The 26,130-nt window shown below is 63.9% G+C and carries 21 protein-coding genes; 9 read left to right on the top strand and 12 right to left on the bottom strand.

Annotated elements, in window-relative coordinates:
* Nucleotides 1-155 precede the first annotated feature (155 nt).
* The 6 genes from ACE1EY_RS12565 to ACE1EY_RS12540 form a co-directional block, all read right to left on the bottom strand.
* A complete protein-coding gene (locus tag ACE1EY_RS12565) occupies nucleotides 156-1,355 on the bottom strand; it encodes a DUF3570 domain-containing protein (protein WP_291515089.1) in 1,200 nt (399 codons plus the stop codon).
* Between the two features lie 16 nt (nucleotides 1,356-1,371).
* Nucleotides 1,372-1,596: a DUF4266 domain-containing protein gene (locus ACE1EY_RS12560; RefSeq protein WP_291515088.1), complete on the bottom strand. Its 225-nt coding sequence runs from the start codon at nucleotides 1,594-1,596 to the stop codon at nucleotides 1,372-1,374.
* Entirely contained in the window at nucleotides 1,593-2,105 is a 513-nt protein-coding gene (locus tag ACE1EY_RS12555; RefSeq protein ID WP_370300306.1) for a TlpA family protein disulfide reductase, read from the bottom strand. Before ACE1EY_RS12555 ends, ACE1EY_RS12560 begins: the two co-directional genes overlap by 4 nt.
* On the bottom strand, nucleotides 2,102-3,421 hold the full coding sequence (locus ACE1EY_RS12550) for a DUF1552 domain-containing protein (RefSeq protein ID WP_291515086.1): 1,320 nt from the start codon (nucleotides 3,419-3,421) through the stop codon (nucleotides 2,102-2,104). Before ACE1EY_RS12550 ends, ACE1EY_RS12555 begins: the two co-directional genes overlap by 4 nt.
* Entirely contained in the window at nucleotides 3,418-6,048 is a 2,631-nt protein-coding gene (locus ACE1EY_RS12545) for a DUF1592 domain-containing protein (RefSeq protein WP_370300305.1), read from the bottom strand. The genes ACE1EY_RS12550 and ACE1EY_RS12545 overlap by 4 nt, the downstream gene beginning before the upstream one ends.
* Before the next feature lie 142 nt (nucleotides 6,049-6,190).
* Complete coding sequence (locus ACE1EY_RS12540; protein WP_291515083.1) at nucleotides 6,191-7,039, bottom strand: 6-carboxytetrahydropterin synthase; 849 nt, start codon at nucleotides 7,037-7,039, stop codon at nucleotides 6,191-6,193.
* 107 nt (nucleotides 7,040-7,146) lie between these two features.
* Here ACE1EY_RS12540 and gltX point away from each other — a divergent pair, with 107 nt between their 5' ends.
* Both gltX and ACE1EY_RS12530 read left to right on the top strand, forming a co-directional pair.
* Complete coding sequence (gene gltX / locus ACE1EY_RS12535; protein WP_370300304.1) at nucleotides 7,147-8,556, top strand: glutamate--tRNA ligase; 1,410 nt, start codon at nucleotides 7,147-7,149, stop codon at nucleotides 8,554-8,556.
* A complete protein-coding gene (locus ACE1EY_RS12530) occupies nucleotides 8,553-9,383 on the top strand; it encodes a M23 family metallopeptidase (protein ID WP_370300303.1) in 831 nt (276 codons plus the stop codon). Before gltX ends, ACE1EY_RS12530 begins: the two co-directional genes overlap by 4 nt.
* Nucleotides 9,384-9,400: 17 nt before the next feature.
* Here ACE1EY_RS12530 and ACE1EY_RS12525 read toward each other — a convergent pair whose 3' ends face one another.
* Nucleotides 9,401-10,276, bottom strand: coding sequence for a DNA ligase (locus tag ACE1EY_RS12525; RefSeq protein ID WP_370300302.1), 876 nt, complete (start codon nucleotides 10,274-10,276; stop codon nucleotides 9,401-9,403).
* A gap of 239 nt (nucleotides 10,277-10,515) precedes the next feature.
* Between ACE1EY_RS12525 and ACE1EY_RS12520 the strand changes: the two genes are divergently transcribed.
* From ACE1EY_RS12520 to ACE1EY_RS12505, 4 genes are all read left to right on the top strand, one after another.
* Nucleotides 10,516-13,560: a PKD domain-containing protein gene (locus ACE1EY_RS12520; RefSeq protein WP_291515079.1), complete on the top strand. Its 3,045-nt coding sequence runs from the start codon at nucleotides 10,516-10,518 to the stop codon at nucleotides 13,558-13,560.
* A 9-nt stretch (nucleotides 13,561-13,569) separates the two neighbouring features.
* Entirely contained in the window at nucleotides 13,570-14,121 is a 552-nt protein-coding gene (locus ACE1EY_RS12515; protein WP_291515078.1) for a hypothetical protein, read from the top strand.
* A gap of 109 nt (nucleotides 14,122-14,230) precedes the next feature.
* Nucleotides 14,231-14,641 carry a PaaI family thioesterase gene (locus ACE1EY_RS12510; protein ID WP_291515077.1) on the top strand — a complete coding sequence of 137 codons (411 nt, stop codon included), beginning with the start codon at nucleotides 14,231-14,233 and terminating at the stop codon, nucleotides 14,639-14,641.
* Nucleotides 14,642-14,713: 72 nt separating this feature from the next.
* Nucleotides 14,714-15,526 carry an SDR family NAD(P)-dependent oxidoreductase gene (locus tag ACE1EY_RS12505; RefSeq protein ID WP_370300301.1) on the top strand — a complete coding sequence of 271 codons (813 nt, stop codon included), beginning with the start codon at nucleotides 14,714-14,716 and terminating at the stop codon, nucleotides 15,524-15,526.
* A 7-nt stretch (nucleotides 15,527-15,533) separates the two neighbouring features.
* On the opposite strand, the gene ACE1EY_RS12500 is transcribed toward ACE1EY_RS12505, so the two are convergent.
* The 5 genes from ACE1EY_RS12500 to ACE1EY_RS12480 form a co-directional block, all read right to left on the bottom strand.
* Nucleotides 15,534-16,682 (bottom strand): DUF819 family protein, encoded by a 1,149-nt coding sequence (locus ACE1EY_RS12500; RefSeq protein WP_373928088.1) that lies wholly within the window; start codon nucleotides 16,680-16,682, stop codon nucleotides 15,534-15,536.
* Complete coding sequence (locus tag ACE1EY_RS12495; protein ID WP_370300313.1) at nucleotides 16,676-18,076, bottom strand: TonB-dependent receptor; 1,401 nt, start codon at nucleotides 18,074-18,076, stop codon at nucleotides 16,676-16,678. The genes ACE1EY_RS12500 and ACE1EY_RS12495 overlap by 7 nt, the downstream gene beginning before the upstream one ends.
* Before the next feature lie 313 nt (nucleotides 18,077-18,389).
* Entirely contained in the window at nucleotides 18,390-19,229 is an 840-nt protein-coding gene (locus ACE1EY_RS12490; RefSeq protein WP_370300299.1) for a TonB-dependent receptor plug domain-containing protein, read from the bottom strand.
* 247 nt (nucleotides 19,230-19,476) lie between these two features.
* Nucleotides 19,477-20,421, bottom strand: coding sequence for an AraC family transcriptional regulator (locus tag ACE1EY_RS12485; RefSeq protein ID WP_370300298.1), 945 nt, complete (start codon nucleotides 20,419-20,421; stop codon nucleotides 19,477-19,479).
* 93 nt (nucleotides 20,422-20,514) lie between these two features.
* A complete protein-coding gene (locus tag ACE1EY_RS12480) occupies nucleotides 20,515-21,168 on the bottom strand; it encodes a M23 family metallopeptidase (RefSeq protein ID WP_370300297.1) in 654 nt (217 codons plus the stop codon).
* A 128-nt stretch (nucleotides 21,169-21,296) separates the two neighbouring features.
* On the opposite strand from ACE1EY_RS12480, the gene ACE1EY_RS12475 reads away from it, so the two are divergent.
* From ACE1EY_RS12475 to ACE1EY_RS12465, 3 genes are all read left to right on the top strand, one after another.
* Nucleotides 21,297-22,697, top strand: a complete 1,401-nt coding sequence (locus ACE1EY_RS12475; RefSeq protein ID WP_373928087.1) for a flavin-containing monooxygenase — start codon at nucleotides 21,297-21,299, stop codon at nucleotides 22,695-22,697.
* Entirely contained in the window at nucleotides 22,697-23,623 is a 927-nt protein-coding gene (locus ACE1EY_RS12470) for an SDR family oxidoreductase (protein WP_291515068.1), read from the top strand. The genes ACE1EY_RS12475 and ACE1EY_RS12470 overlap by 1 nt, the downstream gene beginning before the upstream one ends.
* Before the next feature lie 64 nt (nucleotides 23,624-23,687).
* Nucleotides 23,688-26,123, top strand: a complete 2,436-nt coding sequence (locus ACE1EY_RS12465; RefSeq protein WP_373928086.1) for a penicillin acylase family protein — start codon at nucleotides 23,688-23,690, stop codon at nucleotides 26,121-26,123.
* Nucleotides 26,124-26,130 lie beyond the last annotated feature (7 nt).

Below are 26,130 nucleotides of genomic sequence, written 5' to 3'. Positions count from 1 at the left end.
GCCTGTTTTCAGGCGCAATCCGTATGGAACGGGCCGGTTTTCCCGCAAGCCTGCGTGGTCGTTCGCTTATTTGGAACGACCAAACCGCACTCACTCCGCCTAGGCTTGCGCGAAAACCGGCTCCGTCTTGGTGGTGTGAATAGATTAGTGTTTCCCTAGAACGCGTACTTCAGCCCGACGGCCAGCAACGTGAAGTCCACCAGTCCGGGGTTCTCGGTGACCACGGAGCCCAGGGCGTAGTCGCCGCTGCTTTCGTACTGCTCGATGCTGCCGGTGAGACTCAGGCTGTCGAAGCGGTATTCGCCCGCCAGGCCGATCGTCAGGGCGCCGTAGGGCGATAGCCGGTAGTCGCTGGAGTACAGGTTGTCGTCTCGGGTGGTACGGAAGTACGGCCGATAGAAAAAGGCCTGACTCTGGCTGTAATAGCGCAGATTCGGCGTGACGGTTACTCGCTCACCGATGTCCTGATACCAGCTCAGTGAGACCGTGTGCGAGACGACTTCCCAGTCGTCTCCGTAGAGCCGGTAATCCAGATGTGCGGTGGCGCCGACGCTGGAGAAGCGACGCCGCAGTCGTGTCGTCCAGGCGCCCGTCCAGCGCCCATCCGGACGGGCGTCCTGGCGAAGGTCATCATCGACGAACACCAGCTTGTAGGGATCCGACAAATAGCCATCCAGATAGCTCACCGACAAGGCCGTCTGTACAACGGTCTTGGGGCCGAGGATCTGGGACACCCCGCCAAGCAGCGTCAGGGACTGCTTGTCCTCTTCATCGGGGCGGCTCGGGAATCGCGTCTGCGCATCGGTGGGTGTGATCGTATCGGACGCATACCCGCCGCCCACGGTGTACGCCGTCATCTTGTCATCGTCTTCCCACTCGACCTCGATGCCCAGATTTTGCGACTCGTAGTCGTCCTCGGTCGATTGGCCGACAGACACCGACACCCGCCGTCCGCTGGCACTGTACCGTGAGACGGACAGCAGCAGATCGGTGCGCGCATCGTCGATGGTGGCACCACTCATGACCTGCACGGGTGCGCCATCGGCGTCCGGCTGGACAAACCAGGGCGAGGCACCGGACATCGTCTCGTAAGCGACATCCAGGGCGACAGAGAACCGCTCGCCCACCGGAGCGCTTGCCCGTAGCTGCCCGATTTCGATGTCATAGCGCTCGGTGGTTGTTGACGACACCTGCTGCGAATCCAGCTCGGCTTCGTCGTAAAGCGCCGTGCGGACCGAGACGCGCGCCGTCTCGTCCCGCGTCGCCGCAGCCACCTGATACGCAGGCAGCGACATGGCGGCTGCGGTCAGTGCCTGCAGGGCCTTGCTCGCGGGGCGTTGCTTGGAATCGGTCATGGAATGCTCGCAGGCCCTAGTTACAGCCGCAGCCGCCGCCGCCCACGCTGGCTCCGCCGGTGGACGCTTCCTTGCTGAAGTACACGTGTGAGTCGAGCTGGCTTGCGAGCGGGTCCGGCTCCCAGCTCATCGTCGGTTCGGCGAGATGGCCCCGCTCCCAGGGCTTCAGCGGCGTGGTCGAACAGGCAGAGCAGAGACAGATCGTCAGCGCCGAAAGAACAAGCCGGGTGATTTGCTTCATGGCGTGGCCTCACCGTTCATGGTCTGGACCAGACGGCGTCGGATGTCGCTGAGTTCAGCGGGGCGGAAACCCTCGTGCCGCCACACCACCACACCCTCTCGATCAATGATGAACGTGGTCGGCATGGTGGGAATCTTGTAGAGCACGGCGAGTTCGGCCGCGGGGTCGGAAATAACCGGGTAACTCACCGGATACCGCTGGAGGAATTTCTTGGCTGCCTCGGGATCCTCGTCGAGATTCACCGCGATGATCTCGAACATGTCCGGGTAGCCGGCGGCGACCAGGTCACTGCGCATCTCGTCGAGCATGGGCAGCGACTGTTTGCAGGGCCCGCACCAGGATGCCCAAAAGTCCAACAACACGGTCTTGCCCCGCAGCTCTTTCAAATCGATGGTGTGGTCATAAAGCAGCCGCGGCCCCTGGGTCTCCGGCGCCACCTGGCCAATCTCCACCGCCTGTGCGGCGATGGGAAACAGCAGCAACGCCCCGCCCAGCCACGATCGAATCATGCGTACAGTCCTTGCAGCGGCCCGTCTCCGTGGCCTGTATACCCGAAGCTGTTGATCGGTATGCCGACCGCATTCGCGATCGATACCAGCAACTTGGCGTGCGTCTCACCGTCTCCGCCATTGGCGGCAGAGTAATCGAGGTAGCGGCCGGTCTCGAGTCCGCCCGCCCGGCCGGCCAGAATGAACGGCATGTTGCGATGGTTATGCAGCGACGAATGGCCCAGCTCCGAACACAGGAAGATCGCCGTGTTGTCGAGCAAGGTCCCGTTACCGTCGGGATGCGCGTCGAGTTCACGCAGCAGATAGGCAAACTGCTCCGAAAACCAGCGCTTGTAGCGGGTGAAGTTCTCGGCGGAATCGAGATTGTTCGCATCAAAATGCGAGGAGTCATGATGACGCTGCGAGGCTCCGGTTTCCGGCTGTAAATGCGTGGGACTGACCGGGTGCGACCATTGCAGTGAGATGCTGCGGGTCATGTCGCAGCCCAAAGCGAGCACGGCCAGGTCCATCTGCAGCTTGCCCACGGTCGCGAACTGGTCATCACGGTCGTGGTAGTTCGGATAGGTGTTATAGCCGTCGGGAATCGACCAGCCCTGGCGATTCCAATCCGGCTGCGAGCATTCGCCCGCCCCGGCCTGATCGGCGGCCAGAATCCGGTTCTCGACCTCGCGCACGGACTCCATGTGCAGTTCCAGCTTCTGCCGTTGGGCCTGGCCCAGCCGTGTCTGCAAGCTGTTGATATCCGCCAGCGCGGCGTCCAGCACCGAGAGCTTGCGACGGTTCTCGATGTCTTCCACGCCGCCCGGCGGACCGAACAGGCGCTCGTAGGCCGACAGCGGATTGTCTTCCGGCGAGACCGGTTGTCCGGAACCCAGGTAGGACATGTAGCCGGAACCGTTCTGGTGATTCGACGCCACGCCAAGATGGATCGAGGCATGCGGCGTCTGATCCTTGTAGTACTGCCCCACGAACACGTCCATGGAGAGGTCGCCGGTCGCCGTCAGCACCTTGGCCACACCACCCTCATGCGTGGAACCACCGGAATACATGTTGAGCCCGCGCAGGAAGACGCAATGCTGCCGCACGGATTCCAGCGGATCGGTCATCGTCGGCAGCGTGAAATTGTAGGTGCCTCCGCTGGGATGCCATAGCTCCGGCGCACAGCCATCGGGGATGAACACGAACAGCGCGCGGGGCACGCCGGCGTTTTCGGCTGCCAAGGCGGACCGATGCAGCAGGGCCGACAACGGCAGTGCTGCACCGGCGTTGGCCATGCCGCGCAGAAAGCCCCGGCGTGAGATCGGTCGACGAATCACGATTCACCTCCTGCATGCCGCCGCATGAAGCTCGGATGTTCGATCTGGTTGATCAGCATTTGTTTGAGATCAAGCTGGCTGTCGCGGAACGCCTGCGTCAGCTCCTCGATCACGCAGTCGTCGCGTTCGCCCTCCACGTAGCCACGCGTATAGCGGTAGTACTGGGTGACGGCACAGTCTTGCGCCGCCGGACTCGAGGCCAGCAGCTGGGCCAGCTGGCGCGCGCCGAAGAACGGGTCGTTGGTGCCCGACTGGAAGCCTTCGATATCCACGACCTCGCCGGAGTCGTCCACCGTTTGCCCATTCTCGTTTTCGCGATAGTCACCGACACCATCGTAGCGCTCGAAACCGAAGCCGATGCCGTCAATGAACTGATGGCAGCTGGCGCAGTTCGGGTCATCGGTGTGCTGCCGGAAACGCTCGCGCGTGGTCAGGCTCGGGTCCAGTCCGGGAGGCGTGGTGTCGACATCCTGCGGCGGGTCGGGCAGTTCCTGGCAAAGCAACTGCTCGCGCACGAATACGCCGCGCTTGATCGGCGACGATTCGTTGGAATGTGCATGGCTGGCGACGACGCTGCCCAGGGCCAGCAGCCCCCCGCGTGTGCCGTCAGCGACGGTTTGCTGGGCAAAGGCCGCATCGGATGTCGAGCCCGGCTGGCGATAAAAGCTCCGCAGGGCGCCGTTGAGAAAGGCGTAATCCGCGGTGTAAAGCTCCGTCAGGCTGCGCGTTTCCGAATCCAGGAACACGTGATTCACGAAGCGGGAGAACTCCTCGACCATGGACTCGCGCACGGTGTCGTTGAATCGCGGGTAGATCTCGTAGTCCTTGAACTGTTCGAGAATCTGGTACGCCCCGGTCCACTGACTGGCGAAGTTGGCGATCTGCTCGCGCGCACGCGGATCTTGCAGCATCCGCTCAGCCTGCGCGGCACGGCCGGCCCCGCCGGCCAAATCACCATCAGCCGCGGCCTGCAGCAATGCCGCATCCGGCATGCTGCCCCACAATGCATAGGACATCGCCGTCGCCGCCTCGTAGCCGGACAGCCTGTAGATGCCGTTGCCCGACGCCTCACCGATCTCCGCCCGGTAGAGAAAGTTCGGCGATGTCAGCATGGCGCGGATGATCAACGCCATGGCCGTATCGAAGTCGCCGCCGGTGAGCTCGTCCCGGTTCAGATCGCGGTAGCCGTCACGCTCCGCAGTCGTCAGCGGCCGCCGAAACGCGCGGCGCCCGAAGGTATCGATGAATGCGTTGAGGCAGGCGTCGCCGCTACTGCAATCCCCCAGCAACGGGTCGCGGCGCTCCGCCACGGCGCGCTGAGCCACGGCGGCGCCGGCGGCGAGGTACTGGTCGACATGCCGGCTGGTCACCACGGCCACGTTGGCGTTGTTGTCGTAACCGGCCACGCGCGCCTCGACCGGAAAATCGGCAGTGAAACTGCCCGTCAGCCCGGTGAGATCGGCGATGGTGCGGTCGTACTCACGACGCGTGAGCAGGCGCAACATCCGCGGTGCCGCGGCGCGCTCCGCACAGGCCAGCGGTTCACCACCATCGTCGCCCCCCGTCCCGCCGTCGCCGCCGTCGTCGCCATTGCCGTCCGAGCCGGAATCGCCGCCGGCGCCACTATCAGCCGTGATGCAACCATCGGCGATCAGACGTACATCGGTCGGCAGTTCGTTGGTGCCGCCATGCTCGCCCTGAAAACCGAATGAGGTCTGGGCGCCGCTGTCGATGCGACTGTTGTAGTCAACATTGCGCGCCGAGACTGCCGCGCCGGACTGCGCGAGATCGGTGTTCCAGGCGTTGGTGACCCGCTGGCCATTGGCGAAGGTGAACGCCACTTCCCAGCCGTCGATGGCCTGACCGCTGAAGTTGGAGATCACGACCTCCGTGACAAACCCGACATTCCAGTTGCTCTGGAAGCGCATCTCGACACTACAGGTCGGGTCGGGAGCGTCGGAGCCGCCATCGCCGGAGCCGCCGTCACCGGATCCGCCGTCGCCTCCATCCGAGCCTCCGTCGCTGCCACCGGAACCTCCATCACCTGATCCACCGTCGCCGTTTCCGGAATCTCCGCCGTCCGAGCCATCGTTGCCACCGGACCCGCCGTCGCCGACCGAGCCATCGCCCGAGTCGCTGGTGTCGTCAGGAAAACCATCCCAGATGTACTGCGCGATATCTTCGGCACAATCATCAACGCAGCGCGATGGATTGGTCGACGGCATGTTGACGTCGATTTCCGGGATCAAGGTATCCAGCCCGCGGCAGGTGGGGCACTGCGCCATGGTCATCGCCGGGCCAATGCCGCCTTCGCCACGATCGCCATGGCAGCTGGCGCAAAGCTGCGCATACTGACGCTTGCCATTGTCGAGGTCGGGTCCGGCATCCGCGACGGCACCGCCGTCTCCGCCGCCGGCGCCACCCGTCCCATCGTCGCCACCGTCACCGGCGGTCTCACCCCCGCCGTCCCCGGTTTCACCACCGTCGCCGCTATCCTCGTTCGGATCGGCCGACTCGGAGACGGCATCCGCCTCGCCGGAATAATCGCCCGTGCAGGCGCCCAGCACCGGCAGCATGCAGGCCAGCAGCAGCCAGCGTGCCGCGCCACGCGCAAACGAATCAGACATTTCGCCACCCCAGACCACGGTTGCCCCCAAGCATCGCTGCGACGCTTCACCCGTCGCTTACAAAAACTTTACATGAAGCGTTATCGCAAGGTTCGTTCCCATCTCGCGGTCGCGATGAGCCGCTAGGGAAACTCCGGTCTATTCAGCCAGCGACTCCGCTCGCCATCGCCCTCGCCCCCTTGCGCACGCCCTCGTATGCCCGCACGGCAACCGGTTCCCCCAGTTGCCCTGCCAGCGTCGTTGCAGTGAATTCTGCAAGCTGCTCGACGGTGGTATCGGTCGGCAGAATATCCACGAGTGACGCCGGAAGTTCCAACTCGAAATGCCCTTGCGGTGCGTCATAGCCGAAGCGCCGATGGGCCACGCGCTGGGCCGGCAGTTCATCGGAGCCGGTGGCCAGGAAATGGTCGTTCCAGCGAGCGGCCCAGGCCCGCTCCAGCCCCTCGTCGCGGCGGCCAGCGCGCTCAATGCGTATCCGCGAACGGTGACCATGCGCGATACGCTGACAATCCCCGTCATGTTTCCGCAATCCGTGGCAGTAGTGGTACCAGGCGCCATCGATCTGCTCGGGGCGCAACACCACGTCCACGTCGCTGACGTTGCCCGGCACCTGGCCTCGAACCACCTCACGCACGGCAGCCGCAACAGTGTCGATGCCGACCTGCCCAGCATCAATCAGGCACAGCGCCTGGGACGGACAAACCACCTCGATCATGCCGCCCGCAACCAGGGTCAGCAGCACACGGTTGACCGACGCATCGTAGGCAACCGCCGGCGACTGGGCCGGCACCACCAGCTTATGGTCGACCAACCGTTCGGCGGCGTCCCTGATTTCGCGCTTGACCCGGCCGAAATCCAGCACCATGCCCTGCGCGTCGAGATCACCGGTCAGTTCCAGGTCCAGCAGATAGGTCTCGCCGACCAGTCCGCGCTGCGGATCCAGATAGGCGAAATCGAGATTGGCGAGTTCTTCAACGAACAGCGTGGCCATGGTCGGAGGTGGGCAATGGCGGAGGGTTGCCAAGCGTCGCCCCGGCCGGTGTTGGCGTCAACGCATTGATACACTACGCGCCCTTCGATGCCCCAGCTGAACGCCCCATGTCCGTCACCACCCGCTTCGCTCCCTCCCCGACCGGCTACCTGCATATAGGTGGCGCGCGCACCGCGCTGTACTCCTGGCTCTACGCACGCCAGCAAGGCGGACGCTTTGTGCTGCGCATCGAGGACACCGACCGCGAGCGGTCCACCGAGGAGTCGGTGCAGGCGATTCTCGATGGCATGGCCTGGCTGGGCCTGGAGGCCGACGAGCCACCGGTGTTCCAGACGGCACGCTTTGATCGCTATGCCGCGCTCGCCCAGCAGCTGCTGGATGACGGCCACGCCTACCATTGCTACTGCACCAAGGACGAGCTGGAGACGATGCGCGAACAGGCGCGCGCCGACGGCCGCAAACCCATGTACGACGGCCGCTGCCGCCATCGCAGCGACCCCGTCCCTGGCATTGATCCGGTGATCCGGTTCCGCTCGCCGGATGAAGGCGAGACCGCCTTCGACGACCTGATCAAGGGGCGTGTGAGCTTCCAGAACAAGGAACTCGACGATCTGATCATCGCCCGTGGCGACGGCACGCCCACCTACAACTTCACGGTGGTGGTCGACGACTACGAGATGGGCATCTCCCACGTCATCCGCGGCGACGACCATGTGAACAACACACCCCGGCAGATCCAGATCCTGCAGGCACTGGGAGCCAGCGTCCCGATCTACGCCCACGTGCCGATGATTCTTGGTGAGGACGGCAAGCGCTTGTCGAAGCGACACGGCGCGGTCGGCGTCATGAGCTACCGCGACGAGGGCTATCTGCCGGAAGCCTTACTGAATTATCTGGTGCGGCTCGGCTGGTCGCATGGCGACCAGGAAGTCTTCACCCGCGCGGAGATGCTGGAGCACTTCCGCATCGAGCAGGTGCAAAAGGGCGCCGGGGCGTTCAACCCGAGCAAACTGAACTGGATCAACCACCAACACATGCAGAACCTGGACCCGGCGATCGTGTTAGAACACTGGCGCTGGCACCTCGACCAAGCCGGCGTTGATCTGGCGAACGGCCCGGACCCGATCGATGTGATCAAGTCGCAGCGCGAACGCTGCAAGACACTGGTCGAGATGACCGAAAAAAGCCTGTTCTTCTACAACGAGCCGACCGAGTACGCCGAAAAGGCGGTCAAGAAGTGGTTCAAGGCCGACACCCAGGCGGTATTGACCGACTTGCTGGAGCGCTTCCGCGCCCTGCCGGAATGGACCGGCGAGGCGGCCCACCAGGTGGTGCACAGCGTTGCGGAAACCCGCGAACTGGGCCTGGGCAAGGTCGCCCAGCCCATCCGTGTCGCGATCTCGGGCGATGCCGTATCGCCACCCATCGACGAGACCCTGGCGCTGCTGGGCCGCGAGCGCACCGAATCGCGTATCGCCAAGGCCATCGACTTTCTCAACGCCCGCAACGCCGCATGATCCGGTTGGCGATTGCGCTGCTCATCGGGACGACCCTCGCGGCACCGGCCTGGGCAGAACCCACGCTGGCTCTGCGCGATGACGTCACCCAGGGCGCGATGGTGCGCGGTGCCACGTCGGCAGGTGCCACCGTCACGATGAACGGGCAAAGCCTGCCCGTGTCGGCGGAGGGCGCCTTCGTCTTTGCCGTCGCCCGCGCCTTCGAGGGCGATGTGACCCTCCGCGCGACCGACGTAGATGGCAGCACTGCCGAACTCATCGTCCCGGTGGCAAATCGCGAATTCGAGGTCCAGCGAATCGATGGCCTGCCGCAGGACAAGGTCACGCCGCCCCGCACCCAGGAAGTTCAGGACCGAATCTGGCAAGACGTGGTCCAGATCCGCAAGGGCCGCGGCGTCGAGTCCCAGCGCACCGACTTCACTGAAGCCTTTCTATGGCCGGTGGATGGCATCGTCACCGGTGTGTTCGGCAGTCAGCGCATTCTCAACGGCACGCCCAAGTCACCGCACAGCGGCCTGGACATCGCCGGCGACACCGGCACGCCGGTGCTGGCCCCCGCCGGCGGCGTGGTGACGCTGTGGCATCCGGACATGTACTTCACCGGTGGCACGCTCATCGTCGACCACGGCCACGGCATTACCAGCACGTTCATCCACCTGTCCGACACGCTGGTCGCCGAAGGCGACGTGGTCACGCAGGGTCAGGCCATCGCCAAGGTTGGCGCCACCGGCCGCGCGACCGGCCCACATCTGCACTGGTCGATGAACTGGGGCAAGGTCCGCATCGACCCCCAGTTGCTATTGCCCGAACGCGACGCCACCAAGTAATAAGCCCCAAGGCAGCCTCACTCAGAGGTTTGTGGCTGTGCCGATATCTCTGGAGGCGGCCCACCCGGTCGAAGGCGTAGAAAGCGGGCGAACCGGGGCAGACCGTTGGCGGTGTAACCGTTGTAGCGATAGGTCACCCACGCGCCCAACGGCGGCGGATCGGCCCGCTGCTCGTCGCTGAAGCCGGTCCCCAGAGCGAAAACCCGGCCATCCGGCGTACGGACGTCGATCGACCCCATCATGCCCTGTAACCGACCCCGGCCCGGATTGATTGCGACCACTCGGGCTTCAGCATCCTCAAACGGCTTGAGCTTGAACAAACCGGAATTGCGACCGGGCTGATGGCTGCGCAGACCATGGTGCAGGATCAGACCTTCACCACCTCGCGCCAGAACGTCGGACAACGCGGCATCCAGCTCCGCGGCGTCACGGACCTTGAACTGATCGACCGCCAGCACCCAGGCCTGATTGATCGCGCTCACCGCCTCGCGAATGGCCGGCACACGAGCGTTAAAATCGCCTCCGTGCTGCGGCAGGTCAAAAACGCGATAGGTGACCGCCTTCCAGCCCGGATGCTCGGGGCCTGCGGTGCGGACCAGCGTTGAAATGCGAGAGAACCCGTCGTAGCCGGCCCAAAGCTCACCGTCCATCACGGTCTTCGGCCAATCGCGAGTGAACCAGTCCGGTACGTCGATCACCGCGCCGCTACGGGTCAGCAGTTGCCGACCATCCCAGTAGCCACGAACACCGTCGAATTTCTCGCTCACCCAGTACTGCGATAGCTCCACGTCACCCTGGTACGACTCCGCGAGCGCCACCGGCGGCGCAGACGCCGCAGCCATGCTGACGACCATGCACACCGCGAAGCCCAACATCACGACTCGATAGCGCATGTCCCCTCCCAAAATCGACCGGTGCATCCATGACATTACCGAATGGGTTGGAGCGAAGCGATACACGGCGGCGGACTGGAGGATCAAATCCGTGCAGGTGTGCGGGTCGCTCTACACGGCTGGACGTTTCCGGGCGACCTGCCTAGAATTGGGAAAATAAGTCCACGGATTGGCGCGTCGCAGTTTGCGGCGATTTCGTACTCAAGAGTGCGGTTCTGAAAACTTCGCCTGGATTCGCCATGCTCAAGGTCACGCCGTCGCGCGCGCTCGCCTCCCTCGTCTTGTTGGTTTGTTCTGCTGCCGGGTTGGTCGCCCAAGCCGCGGACCCGGCGAGCGGCACACTGTCGCTGGATACGCCGGCGCTGAGTTTCACGTCCGGGCCTTCGCTGGTCTCCGATCCTGTATCAGGTCCGTGCCCGGCGTCCGCCCAGTGCGATCGCTTTGATCTAACGGTTGATCTGCCGGCCGACTTCGCGACGACGAATCCATCCGCGACCATTCGCATCCTGTTGACTGCCCAGATTCCCGCAGAGGATTACGACCTTTATCTGCTGAGCGAAGATGGTGGCGAGATCGGCTCGTCCGGCAACGCCCCGCCCTCGTCGGAAACCATCATCACGCCGGCCGGTGGTGGTTCCGTCAACTACCGTGTCGAGGTGCTTCCCTACGCGGTGACAGGCGGAACCGCGGATGTCACGATCACCCTGGACATCCCGGTCGAAGAAGAGCAGCCAGACCAGCCTGTCGCCACCGGCCTGCCACCCCGTTTCTATTACAACCAGTCTCCGAACGGTGTGGCGAACGGCGCGGGCGAACCCACGATTGGCTTCAATCCGAATACCGGCCGGGTGATGTTCATTGCCGGTCTGGAACCGGTGCAGATCAACTTTGTAGAGAATCTGGATACGGTGGATGTGGCGGGCAACCCGCTGCCGCCGAGCTGCGAACCGGTCTGGGAATCGCGGCCTTACACCGGCAACGTGAACACGCTTGACCCGATCCTTGAAACCGAGCAGAGCACTGGTCGCACCTTCCAGTCGCAGCTGTCGGGGGCCAACAGCGTTTTCTCCATCACCGATGACGATGGCGACACCTGGATTCCCGGCCAGGTCGGCCCGCCCAATGGCGGCGCAGACCACCAGACAGTCGGCTCAGGCCCCTATTCGCCTGACTTCGTGGGGGTGCCCAATCCTGACGGCTATGCGGTGTACTACTGTTCGCAGTCCGTCGCCGCGGCATTCTGCGCGCGCTCCGACGATGGCGGCGTGACCTTCGGCGCCGGCGTGCCCATGTTCAACCCGGCACTGGATTGCGGCGGCAGCATTGGCGCCCTGCATGGTCATGTGCAGGTCTCCCCTGACGATGGCACCGTCTACGTCCCATTCGGTGACTGCGGAGGGGAGCAGGCTGTCGCCGTCTCCGAGGACAGCGGCACCACATGGTCGGTAAAGACCGTGCCCGAAACCCTGCCGGGCGATGATCCGGGTGTCGGAGTGGGCGCCGACGGCACCCTTTATTTCTGCTACGTGAACGATTCCGACGGCCAACCCCGCATGGCGGTGTCGGATGACAAGGGCGACACCTTCATCAGCTACCGCAACCTGGCGGCCGGCCACGATATCGCCAACGCAGTCTTTCCGACGGCTGTCGCCGGTGACGGCGATCGCGCGGCCTGCGCCTGGCTGGGCACGGACGATGACAGCCCCGGCGCGACCGCGTCGGGCGGCGACTTCCCGGGTTTCTGGTATCCCTACGTGTCGGTTACCTACGACCGCGGCAACAGCTTCCACACGGTCAACCTATCGCCCACCGATCCGGTGCAGGGCGCAGGCGGCATCTGCCTGGCAGGCACGACCTGCGGCAACAACCGCAACCTGCTGGACTTCAACGACATCCAGATCGACGATCAGGGTCGGGTGCTATTCGGACATTCAGACGGCTGCATTGGCACCTGCGTGGCCAATCCGGCGCGCAACACGTTCTCCGACAATGGGGTGCTCGCGCGCCAATCCGGAGGCCGCACGCTGTTTGCCGCGTTCGATGATCAGCTAGGCACGCTTTACAACAGCACGGCGCCTTCCACCCCAGCCGCCGCTTGTCTGCTCGATAGCTCCGTGCGCGACACCACCCAGGCAGCGCTGGCCTGGAACAAGCCCGACGACGGCGGCGCTGCGATCACCAGCTACGACATCTATCGCGCTGAAGATGTGACCGGGCCCTACGCATTGGTCGGCTCATCGGATCGGGAGACTTATACCGATCCCACGGTCGACCCGGCCATCACGAACTACTACTACCGCGTCGTGGCAAACAACAACGTGGGTGCAGCAGCCGAGAGCAACACCATTGAACTACCGGTGGAGGAGATTGTAGAAGTCGACACCTGCACCCTGCCCGGTGACCGCTTCATTCTCGATGCGCTGGGCGACGGCGGTGCACCAGACACGGACATCGAGTACATCGCCGTTGCAGAACTGCCGGACAGCCCGGACTTTCTTAGCGTGACCTACAAGGTCGACAGCTTCACCGCGGGACAACCGCCGGCGTCCTCCTTCTATCCGCTGCTGTTCCAGAACCTGCTCGGCGACGGTGTTGACCGCTACTTCGCGGTGAATGCCGCGGCTGCATTGCCGCAGTTCGAATTCGGGACCTACGTGAACCAAGCCGCCGGCGTGCTGACGTTCACCGTGGAAGGCGACCTGGAAGGCGCTATCAGCGCCGATGGCACCATGGTCATGCAGGTGCCGCGCAGCTTCTTCGGTGGGACGGAGGTTGGCGAAGCGATCACCGGCTTCGATGCCCGTGCCCGCGTCGGCTCATCCACGGCTACAAGCCGCGACACAGCCGGCCCTGGCGGTTACGTCGTTCGCGGCACCGCGCTGTGCACCGCCTCCGGCCTGATTCGGGCAACCCTGAATGCATCGACCAATGCCGGCAACGCACCACTGGATGTCGTGCTCACGGTATCCGGCACGCCGACTGATGGAGAGGCGCTAGACAGCTATACCCTGGACTTCGGTGACGGCCAAAGCACTAGCGGCAGCTTCGGCGGGCAGAGTTCGGTGGCGATTAGCCACACGTACACCGCCGCCGGCAACTACCGGGCCGTGTCACAGGTCATCGACACCAGCGGCGCGCAGAGCAGCGAACCCGGCGCCGCAGTGATCGAAGTCAGCGACGCGGGCGTCACGCCCACCGAGCCGGTGGCCGGCAAGGGTGGCGCACTCGGCGGCGCATGGTTGCTGCTGGCGGGGCTCGCCGCCTTGCTGCGTCGTCGCCGCTAGGCCATGCGCATGCGATTCCGGACCTGCCCGATCTTCGGCGCCACGGCCCTGTTGATCAGCCTGCTTGTCGCCTGCGGCGGCGAGCGGGCTGCGCTCACGGTCTCCGCACTGAAAATGCCGCCAAGCGGGCCATTCGCGGCCCTGACCGTCAAGGACAAATCCGTGGTAGAGCGGGTCGCGATCAGTGACGATTTGTCCAAGTCCGATCGCGTCGTCATGGAATCCTTCGCTCAACAGCAAATCGACGGTTCCGCGTACTGGCGCTATTGGCTCCCCGGCGAAGCCGAGCGCGGCGTCTACAAGGTCAAGGTCACCCTTTACACCACGAACTCAGCCGCCGAGGCATCCTGGATGAAGCGTTATCCGCCGATGGCCTTGCAGGGCACGGAATCGCTGGACGTGGGCGCCGTCAGCTTCCATCTGCCTGACCGGATAGCCGGCTTTCGGTTCGACCGTGCGCTGGTCGAGGTCAAGGCCGAAGGTTCGGCGGATGCCCTGCCCGCTTTCACAAAAGCGTACGCGCGCTTTGTCGGCGACCAACTCGCCACCGCCGACCGTTAACCAGCCAAGGCGCTAAGATGACAGGCATCATGCGATGCCAACCATCTGTGTCCGCTCACCAGCACAGCCTGGTCGGCGTCGCCTCGATCCCACGGCGACGAACCACGGCATGCGTACCGACCCACGACTTCAAACCGTCATCGACCACCCGCTGCATCAGGCACTGGGCGTTCGGGCGATCGAATCGCAGAACGGCTGTGGGCGAATGGAATTCATTGCCGAAGGCATGACGATCAATCCTGCCGGCATGCTCCACGGCGGCGTGCTCTACACGCTCGCCGACGTCTGCGCCTACGCCGGACTGCTAAGCCGCCTGGAACCACATCAGGAGGCCGTCACCCACGATCTGCATGTGTCGGTCCTGCGTCCCGTGACAGCGGGCCAATCCGTGACGATCACGTCCAGAATTGTGCGGCTAGGCCGCGCGGTTTGCTTTCTGGACGCCGAAGTTCAGGCGGGCGGCAAGACCATCGCGACGGCGCGGGTGACCAAAACTTTGATCACCCGGCCAAGCACCTAGTGCACCTGCCGTCCACATGATTCCCTAGTAATCTCGGTTTTCTGCTCTGCATCGAACCGACGGAATTCTTCCATGTCTTCACCAAACAAATCAGGCACCACGGTCACGCTGATCACCGGCGCCGCCAGCGGCCTGGGCTGGGAGCTTACGCTGGCGTTCCACGAACGAGGGGATGCTGTCGTACTGGTCGACATGAACGCCGAGCTGCTCACGCGGCGGGAACGCGAGTTGTCCGATCCGGAGCGTGTGTTGTGCTGCGCGGGCGATCTCACTCAGGCGGAGTTCCTGACCGAATTGGTCGCCGCGGTCGACCAGCGTTTCGCACGATTGGACTGCCTCGTGAATAACGCCGGGATCACGCATCGGTCACCGGTACGCAGCACGCAGTTGACGGTATTCACCCGCGTCATGGCAGTGGATTGGCAGGCCCCGGTGGCGCTGACCCAGCAATGCCTGCCGATGCTGGAACGGTCCAGGGGGCTGATTGTGAACATCGGCTCGATGGCAAGCTGGATGCCGGTACCCGGCCGGGCCGCCTACTGCGCGGCGAAGGCGGCGATGGCTCAGTTCTTCGAAGTGCTGCGCCTGGAAATGGAACCGCTAGGCGTGCGCGTGCTGAACATCTACCCCAGTTTTCTCGATACACCCATCGAGACCAGCGCCCTGGGCGCGGACGGCAAGCCCGCACAACATCGGCGGTCCATGGTCGGCAAGATGCGAGGGGCGGACTGGATGGCCTCCCGGGTCATGAAGGCCATCGACAAAGGCCAGCCCTGGGTCTTTGGCGACCAGATATCCTGGTTCGGCAGCGTGCTGTGGCGCATCTGGCCGCAGCAGTATCTGCGCAGCGTGCGCAAGCGGTTCGCTGGCGAAATTACCCGTTAATCGGGCCTCAGCCACCCAACAAACTCGCCACGGCGAACCCCAGGTAATTGCCCAACGCAAGGCCCACGGCGCCGGCGGTCATTCCCGAAACCACGACTTCGCGATTTCCCAGCACCTTGGCGATGGGCCCAACAAAGGGCGGCCCGAAGTAGGCAGCGGTGGAGGTGATGATCAGGGTATCGACATCGATGTTGAACAACCGCGCCGTCAGCCAGTGCAAAGCAACGGCCAGCAGCACGCAGCCGCAGTAGAGCAGCACCAGCGAGCCCGCCTGCAGCATGTGCCCGATGTCGGCCTGGGTGCCGATGGTGATGCAGAACACCAGCAACAAATACTGGCCGGTCTCGTAGCTGTGGGGTAGTCCGCGCACGTTCGGCGACAGCGTGCAGACAATTGCCAGGCTGGTGATGGACAGAATGATCATCGCCTCGGCTAGCCGCCCCAGCAGCAACCACGACAGGCCGGCGGCGGCGGCGCAAAGCCCGAGCGAAAGCAGCACTGCAAGGCCCGCGCGATACCAGGGACCGCCCCGCTGGTCGATGGCCGGCTCCCCGGGCTCCGCCGGCCCGGTGCCGACCGGGACGAACGCGGGAAACACCCTTGCCAGCAGCGGCTTTGCGACCGTCATCAAGAACAACAGGAACACGCTGCCCAGGACCACATCTGCGCCGTTGACGAGAATGAAGGTCTCCGAGTCGACCTGGCGGGCGAGCGCCACGGCGTTCATGTTAGGCGTGCCGCCGGTGTAGAGCCCGGTCAGCATGCCCGAGATGTCAGCCGCGGCCGGAACCCGCGCGCCCAGCAACGCGAACACCAGCGCAGAACTGATGCACACACAGATCACGGCCAGCACAAACGACAGGACCGTCGGTCGCGCCAGACGCAGCCAGCGGCGCAGGTCGGCCGGGAACAGCAGCAACGGGACGGCTACCAGCACCGACGCGGCCACGATGCCGCCGGCCAGCCTGGCATCGAATACAACGCCGGGGATTTGCGCGGCAACGATCCCGCTCATGTAGCAGAGCACTACCGGGCTGAGCGTTTCCACCACACGCAGCCTGGGCTCGGCCCAGACGAGTACCGCCGGCACGCCGAACAGAAACAGGGCCTGTGCAGCGAGCAGCGCGATCGGCATGAACGTGCCGGTGGCTACCACTGCAGGTTGAGGCTGGCGTAGATCGTCCGGCCGGGCTGCTGATTGGCTAGGAACACGCCGGGAAACAGGGCGGTGTCCAGCGCCTGATTGAGCACCCGCTTGTCGGTGAGGTTCTTGCAACCGACGCTAAGGTTCCAGGTGTCGGCGGCCGAGCCGAGCCCGATCCGCGCCGAATAAATGGTATGCGCCTCGACGAAAGTGGCCTGGTCCAGATCGGTGTCCGTGTGTTGATCCCCCTGATGCCGCGCATTCAGCCCGAACGTCAGGTTCAGACCTGCGACGCTGTAGTCCAGCGTCGGGCTGAGCGTTGCCGACCACCGCGGGGCAAAGGCCAGCGTCTTGCCACTCAGGTCCTGCCGTGCATCCAGGCCTTGCTCCACCGGCGCTGGCGCGCTGCCGTATTGCTTGTAGCGCGCCTCCAGCCAGCCCACCGACGTGTTGATGCTCAGTGGCCGATAGGGCGTGAGCCACTGCGAGTCCAGCTCGACGCCCGTGGAGTACGCCGACCCTGCATTGGTGACATCGAAGAACACGCCGTTGAACGCCAAGACCTGGAGATCATCGAAATCCATGCGATAGGCCGTAGCGTTCAGACTCAGGCTGCGGCCGAACCAATGACTCTTGATACCCAGTTCCACCGATGTCGCGGTTTCCGATCCGTACTCCAGATCTTCCCCGGTGAAGGAAATCGCATTCGCGCCGCCGCTTTTGTAGCCACGCGCCCAGGTCGCGAACACGCGCAGGTCATCATCAGCACGGTAGAGCACCGAAAGTTTGGGCGACAGGTTGGTTTCCGTGCTTTCCAGATCGCTAAAGCTGTAGTCGTTGGCGCCAACGATCAATTGCACCAGGCATTGCTGGGTCACCGGCTTGGTGCGGCAACTGCTCGTACCGACCGAGTCGATGTTCTTGCGTTCGTGGTTCAGCCGCAGGCCGGGCGTCACCGACCAATGTTCGCTCAGATCCCAGGTCAGCTGGCCGAATGCGGCAAAGGTTCGCGTGCGCTGGCGAAAATCGAAGGTGTAGCGATCCTCGCCCACGGCGGTGCCGACCAGCGGACCCAGCAGCGGCCCCAAGGCACCGGCCACCGTTCCGCCGCCGGCGAATGGAATACCCGCGATCGCACCACCGCTGATCAGCGTCAAGCCTGAATCGCTCAGGGCGTAGGTGGCGAGGTCTTCGCCCGCTTCTATCCCGGTGTTGATGTAATAATCCGCTTGCAGTGCGTAGAGGCCCGTGACGAATGTCACGCCCTGTCCCCAGCCGAACGGTGCGCCACCCAGGCCGGTGAAGCGCCATTCCAGCGAGTGCTGCGAGTAGTCTTCCGCGTCGCCGAACAGGCGGATGAGATCGGCCGGCGAAGTATCCAGATCCTGATACTGGCGGATGTTCATGTGCGAGCCGGCGACGACCAGCGTCGTATCCAGTCCATCCAGCCCCAGCACCGGCCCCAGGTCCATGCCGGCCGAACCGGAGACGGTCCAGGAATCGATGTTCATGTAGCCGGGGATATTGAAGCTGGTCTGGAAATCGTAGGGGTCGTCCTCGATCTCCGGATCGAAGTTCGCCAAATAGGCGGCGGTATCGTCATCGAGTTGGTAGAGCTGACGCGGCCAGAAATTGACCTGGGTCTCGGTGCGTTGAGCCACCAGGCCGAGCTCCAGATTCGAGTCGCTGACATAGTCCAGGCGCAAGCGCTGCGCCGATTTACGTGACTCGTCCTCGTAGCGATCCAGCAACGTGTTGTACGAGCGTCCGTGGCGGTGATCTTCCAGAATCGCCAACCGTGCACCCAGCCCATCGGCCAGCCGGCCGCCCAGACCGCCTTCGATGCGGTCGTCGCCGTCCTCGTTGCGTTTGTAGCTCAGGTTGGCCTCGGTGCCCGTAGCCGGCGCGCCGCGGGTGACGATGTTGAACACGCCGGCAATGGTGTTCTTGCCGAACAGCGTGCCCTGGGGCCCGGATGCGTTCCAGGTCGAACATGGACTCGGTGAAGTAGGAACCGCGCGCGAAGAACACATCGTCCTGCACCAGCCCCACGGAGGGCTCGAAGCTGGGATTGAAGGTGTTGGTGCCAAACCCGCGGATGAAGACCTGCGGCGACGTCGGACTGGTGGACTCGACCCGCACGTTCGGAACATAGGTCGAGGCCTCGGTCAGATCGCTCACGGCATTGTTCTTGATGAAATCACCTTGCAGCGCCGTGACCGACACCGGCACATCGCTGAGGTTCTGCTCGATCTTCTGCGCGGTCACCACCACCTCCTCGATCACTCGACGCGATGGTTTCGGGGCCTCGCGCTCGGCCTGCGCGGCCGGGACCGGAATCGTCTCCAGCGGTGCCTGGCCGTTGCGACCGGCACCCTGATCAGCCTTTTCTTCCCGCTGCGATTGCGACGGCACAGGCCTGTCTTCTTGCGTGGACTCGACGTCCTCGGACTCATCGTCGCCGAACAAGAAATCCAGATCGTCATCCTGCGCCGCCGCCTCCAGCGATAGCAGCACCCCCAACGCCAGCCACGCACTACGGGTTCGTCTGGAAGCCATCTGCATCCCCAACCAGAACGGCGGATGTTCTCCGCCCAAACCTATGAACTTACAGAGGAGCGCGCCATTGCAGAATGACCCTGCGGGCCAACAACTTGACCGAACGGGACCGATCGCGCGCGTTTAAGGAAACACTGATCTATTTACGCCGCCAAGTTGGCGCCTGAAAACAGGCCGGGCAAGGCGCGAAAGCCGGCTCCGCCTTGGTGGTATGGATAGGTCAGTGTTGCCTTCATGTGCCAATGCGTCAGGCCCGGTCCTGCGATGGCGACATGCCCGTCCAGCGGCGAAAACTGCGGCTGAAGGCGCTTTCGTCCGAAAAGCCGAGTTCCGCCGAAATTCCGGCAATCTTGTCGCCGCGCTCCAGCGCCCGGCAAGCGAGCTGCTGCAACTCGCGGTCTCGCAGATGCTTGAACGAAAACCCCTCCTCCGCCAGCTTGCGACTCAGATGGCGGCCACTAATCGCCAACAGCGCGGCGATGTCATCCTTGCCGGCCTGCGGATGCTGGTGGACAAGCTCGGAGACTGTGACGGAAAAGCTCCGCTGCCCCAGCCTGCCCAGCGACTGATCCGCCAACTCACGTAGCTGATCACGCAGTGCGGGGTTGGCCTGGATCAACGGCAGTTCCAGCATGTCGCGGTGGAACAGCAAGCGATCCTCTGGCGCCCCGAAGTGGACGGGACACCCCAGCAGGTCGGTATAGCGAGCCTCGCGATCCAACGGAGCGTGGCGGAACTCTACCGCGGCGGCCTCGAAGCGTCCGCCAGAGCACCAGCGCGCCAGATGCATCGCGCAGCCCAGCGACATCTCGGCGCGTGGCTCACGACAAACCTCGTAATGGCCGGCGTAGCAAAGAGCCACCTGATCCCCGACATCATGAAACCAAACCTCACCCCCCTGGCTGACGATGGGGTGGTACTCGGTGTACAGCTCCAATGCCTCACCCAGAGTCTCGGAACTCATCAACAGCAAGCCAGCGACATCGAGATGACCGACCTGCAGATGCAGCGCAAGCTGCAGGCCGATCAGAGGATCGTCACCGGCGGCGCAGAGCTTGACCCAAAGGGCATCGTGCACATCGAGCCGAACGCGTTCTTCACCCGGCGCCATTGCGGGCAAGTTGATGCCCAGGCGCGCCGCCGTCTCCACCAGCGCCTGGCTGAAACGTCGGGTCACGGTGGGCTCGCTCATGGCTGGACGCCCTCATCGACCATGCCAAACGCGCCGATACGGTCGTCGACGGGCCGGATCCGCCGCGCGCTCAGGCGACCCGGGATACACGCTTTAATACGGCTCTGCACGGTATCGATAGCCGGATGCCAAGCTACGTTCATTTGGCTGGGTATTGCTGAACGTCGTCGGAGTCGACTCGTACGGGTATCGCCACCCGCCCTGCGTGACAACGAAGTGGAGATGCGGATAGCCCGCCAAGCCCGTGGCCCCGCTCCGTCCGATCTGGTCTCCCTGCTCGACCTGCTGGCCGATGTCCACCAAGGCGCCACCTGTCGTCAGGTGCATGTATTGAGCAAATGTTTCGTCGGCGTGCCGCACCACGACCAGATTGTTCGGGAAGTCGTAGTCTATTCCGGACTCCTCGACGTAAACGACGAGACCTGCACGCGCGGCAGTGATGACCGAACCGATATCCATATCGAAATCGATGGCGTAGGCATCGGGCTGTCCGGCGCTGTGATACGAACCGCTACAGTGGCTCAGGTCCACCGTGTACGCCGCACCCACCGGGTAGGGAAGCACGTACGGAGACGACGTCCATTCGGGATAGAACGCGCCGGGGCAGCCTGCCGCCGTCGGGGCGGGTCCGGTGTTGGCATCGGCAGCGCCTTGACCATCCGAGGCTGGCCCGCACCCGCAGAGCAACAATGCCGTTGTTGCAATGACGCAGGACACGGTGGATCGCGAACAAGCAGGTGCAGGCATGGCCTTCGTCTCCCCCCAGGATAGATATCTACGCTAGCCGATAACGGCTCGGCCGCCCAGCGGGCTGGTCAAGCCCGGCTGGCGAAGCGGCTTGCCCAGGCCGCCTCGCACATAGTCCTGATTTGTTCATGTCCTGTCCCGAATGGCTCGGGAGATCGCTGCTGCGGCTGGGTAAGCTAGCCTCCCCCCGAAACTCGCAGCCCATTCACGCAATGTACGCCATTATCGGTGCCGGCCCCACGGGCTTGAGCATGGCTCGCAACCTCCAGAAGCTCGGCCTGCCCTTCACCGGATTCGAGATCCACAGCGATGTGGGCGGCCTTTGGGATGCGGACAGCCCGACCAGCACGATGTACGAGTCGGCGCATCTGATCTCGTCCAAGCGCACGACGGAATTCAAGGAATTCCCCATGCGTGATGATGTTGCCCAATACCCGCATCACACCGAACTGAAGCAATATTTTCAGGATTACGCCCGACACTTCGAGCTATATCCCCATTTCGAGTTCGACACCGAAGTGCTTCGCGTGGAACGTAGCGGCGAGCAGTGGCAGATCACCACCCGCTGCAACGGCGAGGAGCAAGTTCGGCACTTCGAAGGGGTGATGCTTTGCAACGGCACCCTGCACGAGCCCAATCGGCCCGAGCTGCCGGGCGACTTCAGCGGACGGGTGATTCACTCCAGCGAATACAAGACCGCGAAGATGTTCGACGGCCTGCGGGTGCTGATCATCGGCTGTGGCAACTCGGGCGCAGACATCGCTGTCGATGCCGTCCATCACGCCAACAGCGTCGACATGTCGCTGCGGCGCGGCTACCACTTCCTGCCCAAGTTTGTGCTGGGCCGACCGATTGACACGCTGGGCGCCGGTCAGTGGGGCCTGCCGCGACCGATCAAGCAATTCGTCGACGGCACCGTGATCAAGGCGCTGGTCGGCAAGCCTTCCGACTACGGCCTGCCCGACCCCGACTACAAACTCTACGAATCGCATCCGGTCCTGAACTCGCTGCTGCTGCATCACGCCGGCCACGGGGATGTGAAGGTTCGCAAGAACATCGAACACTGCGCCGGCAAAACAGTGAGCTTTGCCGATGGCTCATCGGCCGAGTACGACCTGATTGTTCAGGCCACCGGCTACAAGCTGCACTACCCGTTCATCGACAAGAAAGCGCTGAACTGGCATGGCGCAGCACCGGAGCTTTACCTGAACTGCCTGCATCCGCATGACGACAGCCTGTTCATGATGGGCATGGTGGAAGCCACCGGCCTGGGCTGGGAGGCACGCAATCGGCAGGCGGAGCTGGTCGCGCTGTACATCCAGCAGCTGAAAAACGGCGCTGCCTCGGCCAAGAAACTGCAGAAGGCCAAGGCCGAACAGATCGGCCAGCGCCTGGACGGCGGCTATGCCTATCTCAAGCTCGATCGCATGGCCTATTACGTCAACAAGCAGGTCTACAACCGGGTGCTAACAAACCACATCGAAGCACTCAAGGCCGATCTGCTGGCCGCCGACCAGGCGGCGGCGTAATGCGGGTTCTGATCACCGGCGCCGGCGGCTACATCGGCCGGCAGGTCGCACAGCAACTGGCCACGCGACACCAGGTGATCGGCATCGACCTGCGCGCCGACCCGAACGCCGGATTCGATCTGCGCGAAATGGACATCCGCGATCCGAAATTGCGCGACCTGGTCGTCGACAACGCCATCACCCACGTCGTGCATCTCGCCGCGGTGCTGGAGTTCAGCGGCGACCGCGCCCGTGACTACGACATCGATGTGAACGGCACCCGCAACGTGCTCGACGCCTGCCTCGCCGGCGGCGTGCAGCATGTGACGGTGACCAGCAGCGGTGCCGCCTACGGCTACTACGCCGACAACCCGCAATGGATTTCGGAAACCGACAGGTTGCGCGGCAATGTCGAGATGCCCTACGCCGACCATAAGCGCCAGGTGGAGGAGTTGCTGGCCGGCTACCGCGCACAACATCCGGAACTGGCGCAGCTAATCCTGCGCGTGGGCACCGTGATCGGGGCCGGCACCCGCAATCTGATCACCAACCTGTTCGAGAAAAAGCGTCTGCTGGCGATCCGCGGTTACGACTCGCCATTCGTGTTTATCTGGGATCAGGACCTGGTCGGCATCATCAGCCATGGGGTGGAGACCGGCAACGGCGGTATCTACAACGTCGCCGGCGACGGTTGCCTGACCATGGACGAACTCGGCCAGTTACTCGACAAGCCTGTGCTCAAGCTGCCGGCGCCACTGATCGTCGCGGGGCTGAAGATCGGCCGGAAGCTGGGCCTCACCCGGTACGCGCCGGAGCAGATCAAGTTCATCCAGTACCGCCCGGTGCTGGACAACCGGCGACTGAAGGAAGACTTCGGCTACCGGCCCGCCAAGACGTCGCGCGAAGCATTTCTGCATTTTCGCGACCACGGATTGCGAAGGCGCTAGCTGTCGGACGAAAACCGGGCGAAAACGATACCAACAAGCGATGCGCAAGCAGGAGGCACCGCAGATGCAAACGCTCCGATCTCTCGCCGTCATGGCTTTCGTTGTTCTGCTGGCCGCCTGCGGTTCCGGCCAGCCACCCGGCGGCCAGGCTCCCGATGCCGGAGGCGTCACGGTCACCCGGACGGCTGGTGGCGTGCCGCATATCCAAGCGAACGACTGGTTCGGCCTGGGCTACGGCTATGGATACGTCTCGGCCAAAGATGCCATCTGCCGCATCGCCGAGTTCTATGTCACCACGGCCGGTGAACGCTCGCGCTACTTCGGCGCCGACGAGGACTTTCCGTTCCCCGCCAACGGCTTCAGCTTCAACAATCTCAACAGCGATTTCTTTTTCAAGCTAATCCGTGCCCAGGGGACAGTGGAGCGTCTTGCCGCAGAACCCGCGCCACTGGGCCCCGGACCAGAGATTCGCGACCTGTTCGCCGGCCATGTCGCGGGGTACAACCACTATCTCGCGGAGACCGGAGTCGACCAGCTGTCCGACCCGAGCTGCCGCGGTGCCGACTGGGTCAAGCCGATCGCCATCGACGACGTGTTTCGCATGGCCTACACGCTGGCGATCTTTGCCGGCTCGGCCCCCTCGGTGGACGGAATCGGCGGCGCGGCACCGGTCGCCAGCGCCAGCGCCGACGACGTGCCAAGCATGATCTCTGCCCTGCGCAAAGCTCACGACTGGCATCCGGGCGGCCACATGGCCAGCAACGCTGTGGCGATCGGCACCGAGGCCAGCGCCGATGGCGCACCAATCCTGCTCGGCAACCCGCACCAGACCTACAACGATCCGGGCATCTTCTATCAGGCCAGCTTCCGGATTCCCGACCGGATGGAACTCTCCGGCACCACCTTTCTGGGCCTGCCTTTTGTCGTCATCGGCACCAACCGTGACGTGGCCTGGTCGCACACCACATCGGCGGCGTTTCGTTTCACGCCGTACCAGCTCACGCTCGTCGGGGCGCATAGCTACCTGGTCGACGGGCAGGTGGAACAGATGCAGGCGTGGCCGCTCACGGCGGAGACGCTGCAGGAAGACGGCAGTCTGGAGACCGTCGACCGTACGCTCTACACCACCCGTTATGGGCCGATGGTGACCAATATCGCCGGCCTTCCGATCTTCGTCTGGACACCGGTTCTCGGCTTCGCGCTGGCCGACCCGAACGCCGAGAACATGCGCTACCTGAACCACTTCGTGAAACTGGCGGATGTCCGTTCGGTGCGCGAATTCGAGGCGGTTCTGGACGGGTTGCAGGGCGTGCCGTGGGCGAACACGGTCGCGGTTGATCGCGACGGCGAGGCGTTCTACGGCGATATCACCGTTTCAGCCAATGTCGACGACGCCAAGGCGGTGACCTGCGGTTCCGTGCTGGGTGCAGTCGCCTTCCCGCTGCTGGGTCTACCGATACTGGACGGCAGCCGCTCGGCCTGCGCCTGGGACGACGATCCGGACGCCGTGGTCCCCGGCATCTTCGGTCCGTCCAATTTGCCGCGGCTGTTCCGCGACGATTACGTCAGCAATTCCAACGATTCCTACTGGCTATCGCATCCCGACGAGCCGCTAACCGGATTCCCGCGGATTCTTGGCGAGGAAGGCACGGAGCGCCGGCTGCGCACCCGGCTGGGTGTGACCATGATCCGCGAACGTCTGGCCGGCACCGACGGCTATCCCGGTACCGGCTTCACCCACGACATCATGAAAGACTGGCTGTTCGGTTCACGCCAGTACCTCGGTGAGCTGTGGCGGGACGACCTGGTGACCGTCTGCAATACGCTGGGCGTGGCCATCGGCAGCGGCGGTCCCGTGGACATCTCGGCGGCCTGCCCGATTCTCGCGGACTGGGATCTGACCACGAACCTGGACTCCCCCGGCGCCCTGCTGTTCCGCCGCATCGCAGGCCGCCTGACCGGCACGACCCTGCCTTCCGGCACGACGACGCAGACACGGTTGCCGGGGACTCACGCGTTCCTCGTTCCGTTCCTGTCCCAACAACCCATCGACACACCGTCTGGTCTCAATCCACTGCACCCGACCGTCGCAATGGCGCTGGCAGACGCGGTGGCAGAACTCAACGACGCCGGCATCGAACTGGGCGCAACCCTGCGCGACTACCAATACATCGAACGCGATGGCCTGCGGTACCCGCTGCATGGCGGCATCGACCGCATGGGTTCGTACAGCATTCTCAATATCGAATGGGACCCAGCCTCGGGATACGCCAATCCCTACCACGGCAACACCTACACCCAGGTCGTCAGCTTTCCGGATGACGACTGCCCGCGCATGTCGACGATCACGACGTACTCGCAGTCCCCAGATCCAACCTCAGCCTTTCATGCCGACCAGACAGCGATGTACGGCGACAAACAGTGGTTGGAGGTACCGTTCTGCGGAGACGCGATCCGCGAGCAGGCCATCGAGACCATTGAACTGACCGCCGTGGACTGAACACCGA

The sequence above is a fragment of the Abyssibacter sp. genome, from assembly GCF_964229365.1.
Classification (GTDB): Bacteria; Pseudomonadota; Gammaproteobacteria; order Nevskiales; family OUC007; genus Abyssibacter.
This window is presented reverse-complemented; position numbering and strand designations above follow the sequence as displayed.

What these genes read in the sequence shown, in the direction of transcription:
- ACE1EY_RS12565 (WP_291515089.1), bottom strand. Translation starts at nt 1,355, where the DNA reads ATGACCGATTCCAAGCAACGCCCCGCGAGCAAGGCCCTGCAGGCACTG.
- ACE1EY_RS12560 (WP_291515088.1), bottom strand. Translation starts at nt 1,596, where the DNA reads ATGAAGCAAATCACCCGGCTTGTTCTTTCGGCGCTGACGATCTGTCTC.
- ACE1EY_RS12555 (WP_370300306.1), bottom strand. Translation starts at nt 2,105, where the DNA reads ATGATTCGATCGTGGCTGGGCGGGGCGTTGCTGCTGTTTCCCATCGCC.
- ACE1EY_RS12545 (WP_370300305.1), bottom strand. Translation starts at nt 6,048, where the DNA reads ATGTCTGATTCGTTTGCGCGTGGCGCGGCACGCTGGCTGCTGCTGGCC.
- ACE1EY_RS12540 (WP_291515083.1), bottom strand. Translation starts at nt 7,039, where the DNA reads ATGGCCACGCTGTTCGTTGAAGAACTCGCCAATCTCGATTTCGCCTAT.
- gltX (WP_370300304.1), top strand. Translation starts at nt 7,147, where the DNA reads ATGTCCGTCACCACCCGCTTCGCTCCCTCCCCGACCGGCTACCTGCAT.
- ACE1EY_RS12530 (WP_370300303.1), top strand. Translation starts at nt 8,553, where the DNA reads ATGATCCGGTTGGCGATTGCGCTGCTCATCGGGACGACCCTCGCGGCA.
- ACE1EY_RS12525 (WP_370300302.1), bottom strand. Translation starts at nt 10,276, where the DNA reads ATGCGCTATCGAGTCGTGATGTTGGGCTTCGCGGTGTGCATGGTCGTC.
- ACE1EY_RS12520 (WP_291515079.1), top strand. Translation starts at nt 10,516, where the DNA reads ATGCTCAAGGTCACGCCGTCGCGCGCGCTCGCCTCCCTCGTCTTGTTG.
- ACE1EY_RS12515 (WP_291515078.1), top strand. Translation starts at nt 13,570, where the DNA reads ATGCGATTCCGGACCTGCCCGATCTTCGGCGCCACGGCCCTGTTGATC.
- ACE1EY_RS12510 (WP_291515077.1), top strand. Translation starts at nt 14,231, where the DNA reads ATGCGTACCGACCCACGACTTCAAACCGTCATCGACCACCCGCTGCAT.
- ACE1EY_RS12505 (WP_370300301.1), top strand. Translation starts at nt 14,714, where the DNA reads ATGTCTTCACCAAACAAATCAGGCACCACGGTCACGCTGATCACCGGC.
- ACE1EY_RS12495 (WP_370300313.1), bottom strand. Translation starts at nt 18,076, where the DNA reads ATGAACATCCGCCAGTATCAGGATCTGGATACTTCGCCGGCCGATCTC.
- ACE1EY_RS12490 (WP_370300299.1), bottom strand. Translation starts at nt 19,229, where the DNA reads ATGGCTTCCAGACGAACCCGTAGTGCGTGGCTGGCGTTGGGGGTGCTG.
- ACE1EY_RS12485 (WP_370300298.1), bottom strand. Translation starts at nt 20,421, where the DNA reads ATGAGCGAGCCCACCGTGACCCGACGTTTCAGCCAGGCGCTGGTGGAG.
- ACE1EY_RS12480 (WP_370300297.1), bottom strand. Translation starts at nt 21,168, where the DNA reads ATGCCTGCACCTGCTTGTTCGCGATCCACCGTGTCCTGCGTCATTGCA.
- ACE1EY_RS12475 (WP_373928087.1), top strand. Translation starts at nt 21,297, where the DNA reads ATGTCCTGTCCCGAATGGCTCGGGAGATCGCTGCTGCGGCTGGGTAAG.
- ACE1EY_RS12470 (WP_291515068.1), top strand. Translation starts at nt 22,697, where the DNA reads ATGCGGGTTCTGATCACCGGCGCCGGCGGCTACATCGGCCGGCAGGTC.
- ACE1EY_RS12465 (WP_373928086.1), top strand. Translation starts at nt 23,688, where the DNA reads ATGCAAACGCTCCGATCTCTCGCCGTCATGGCTTTCGTTGTTCTGCTG.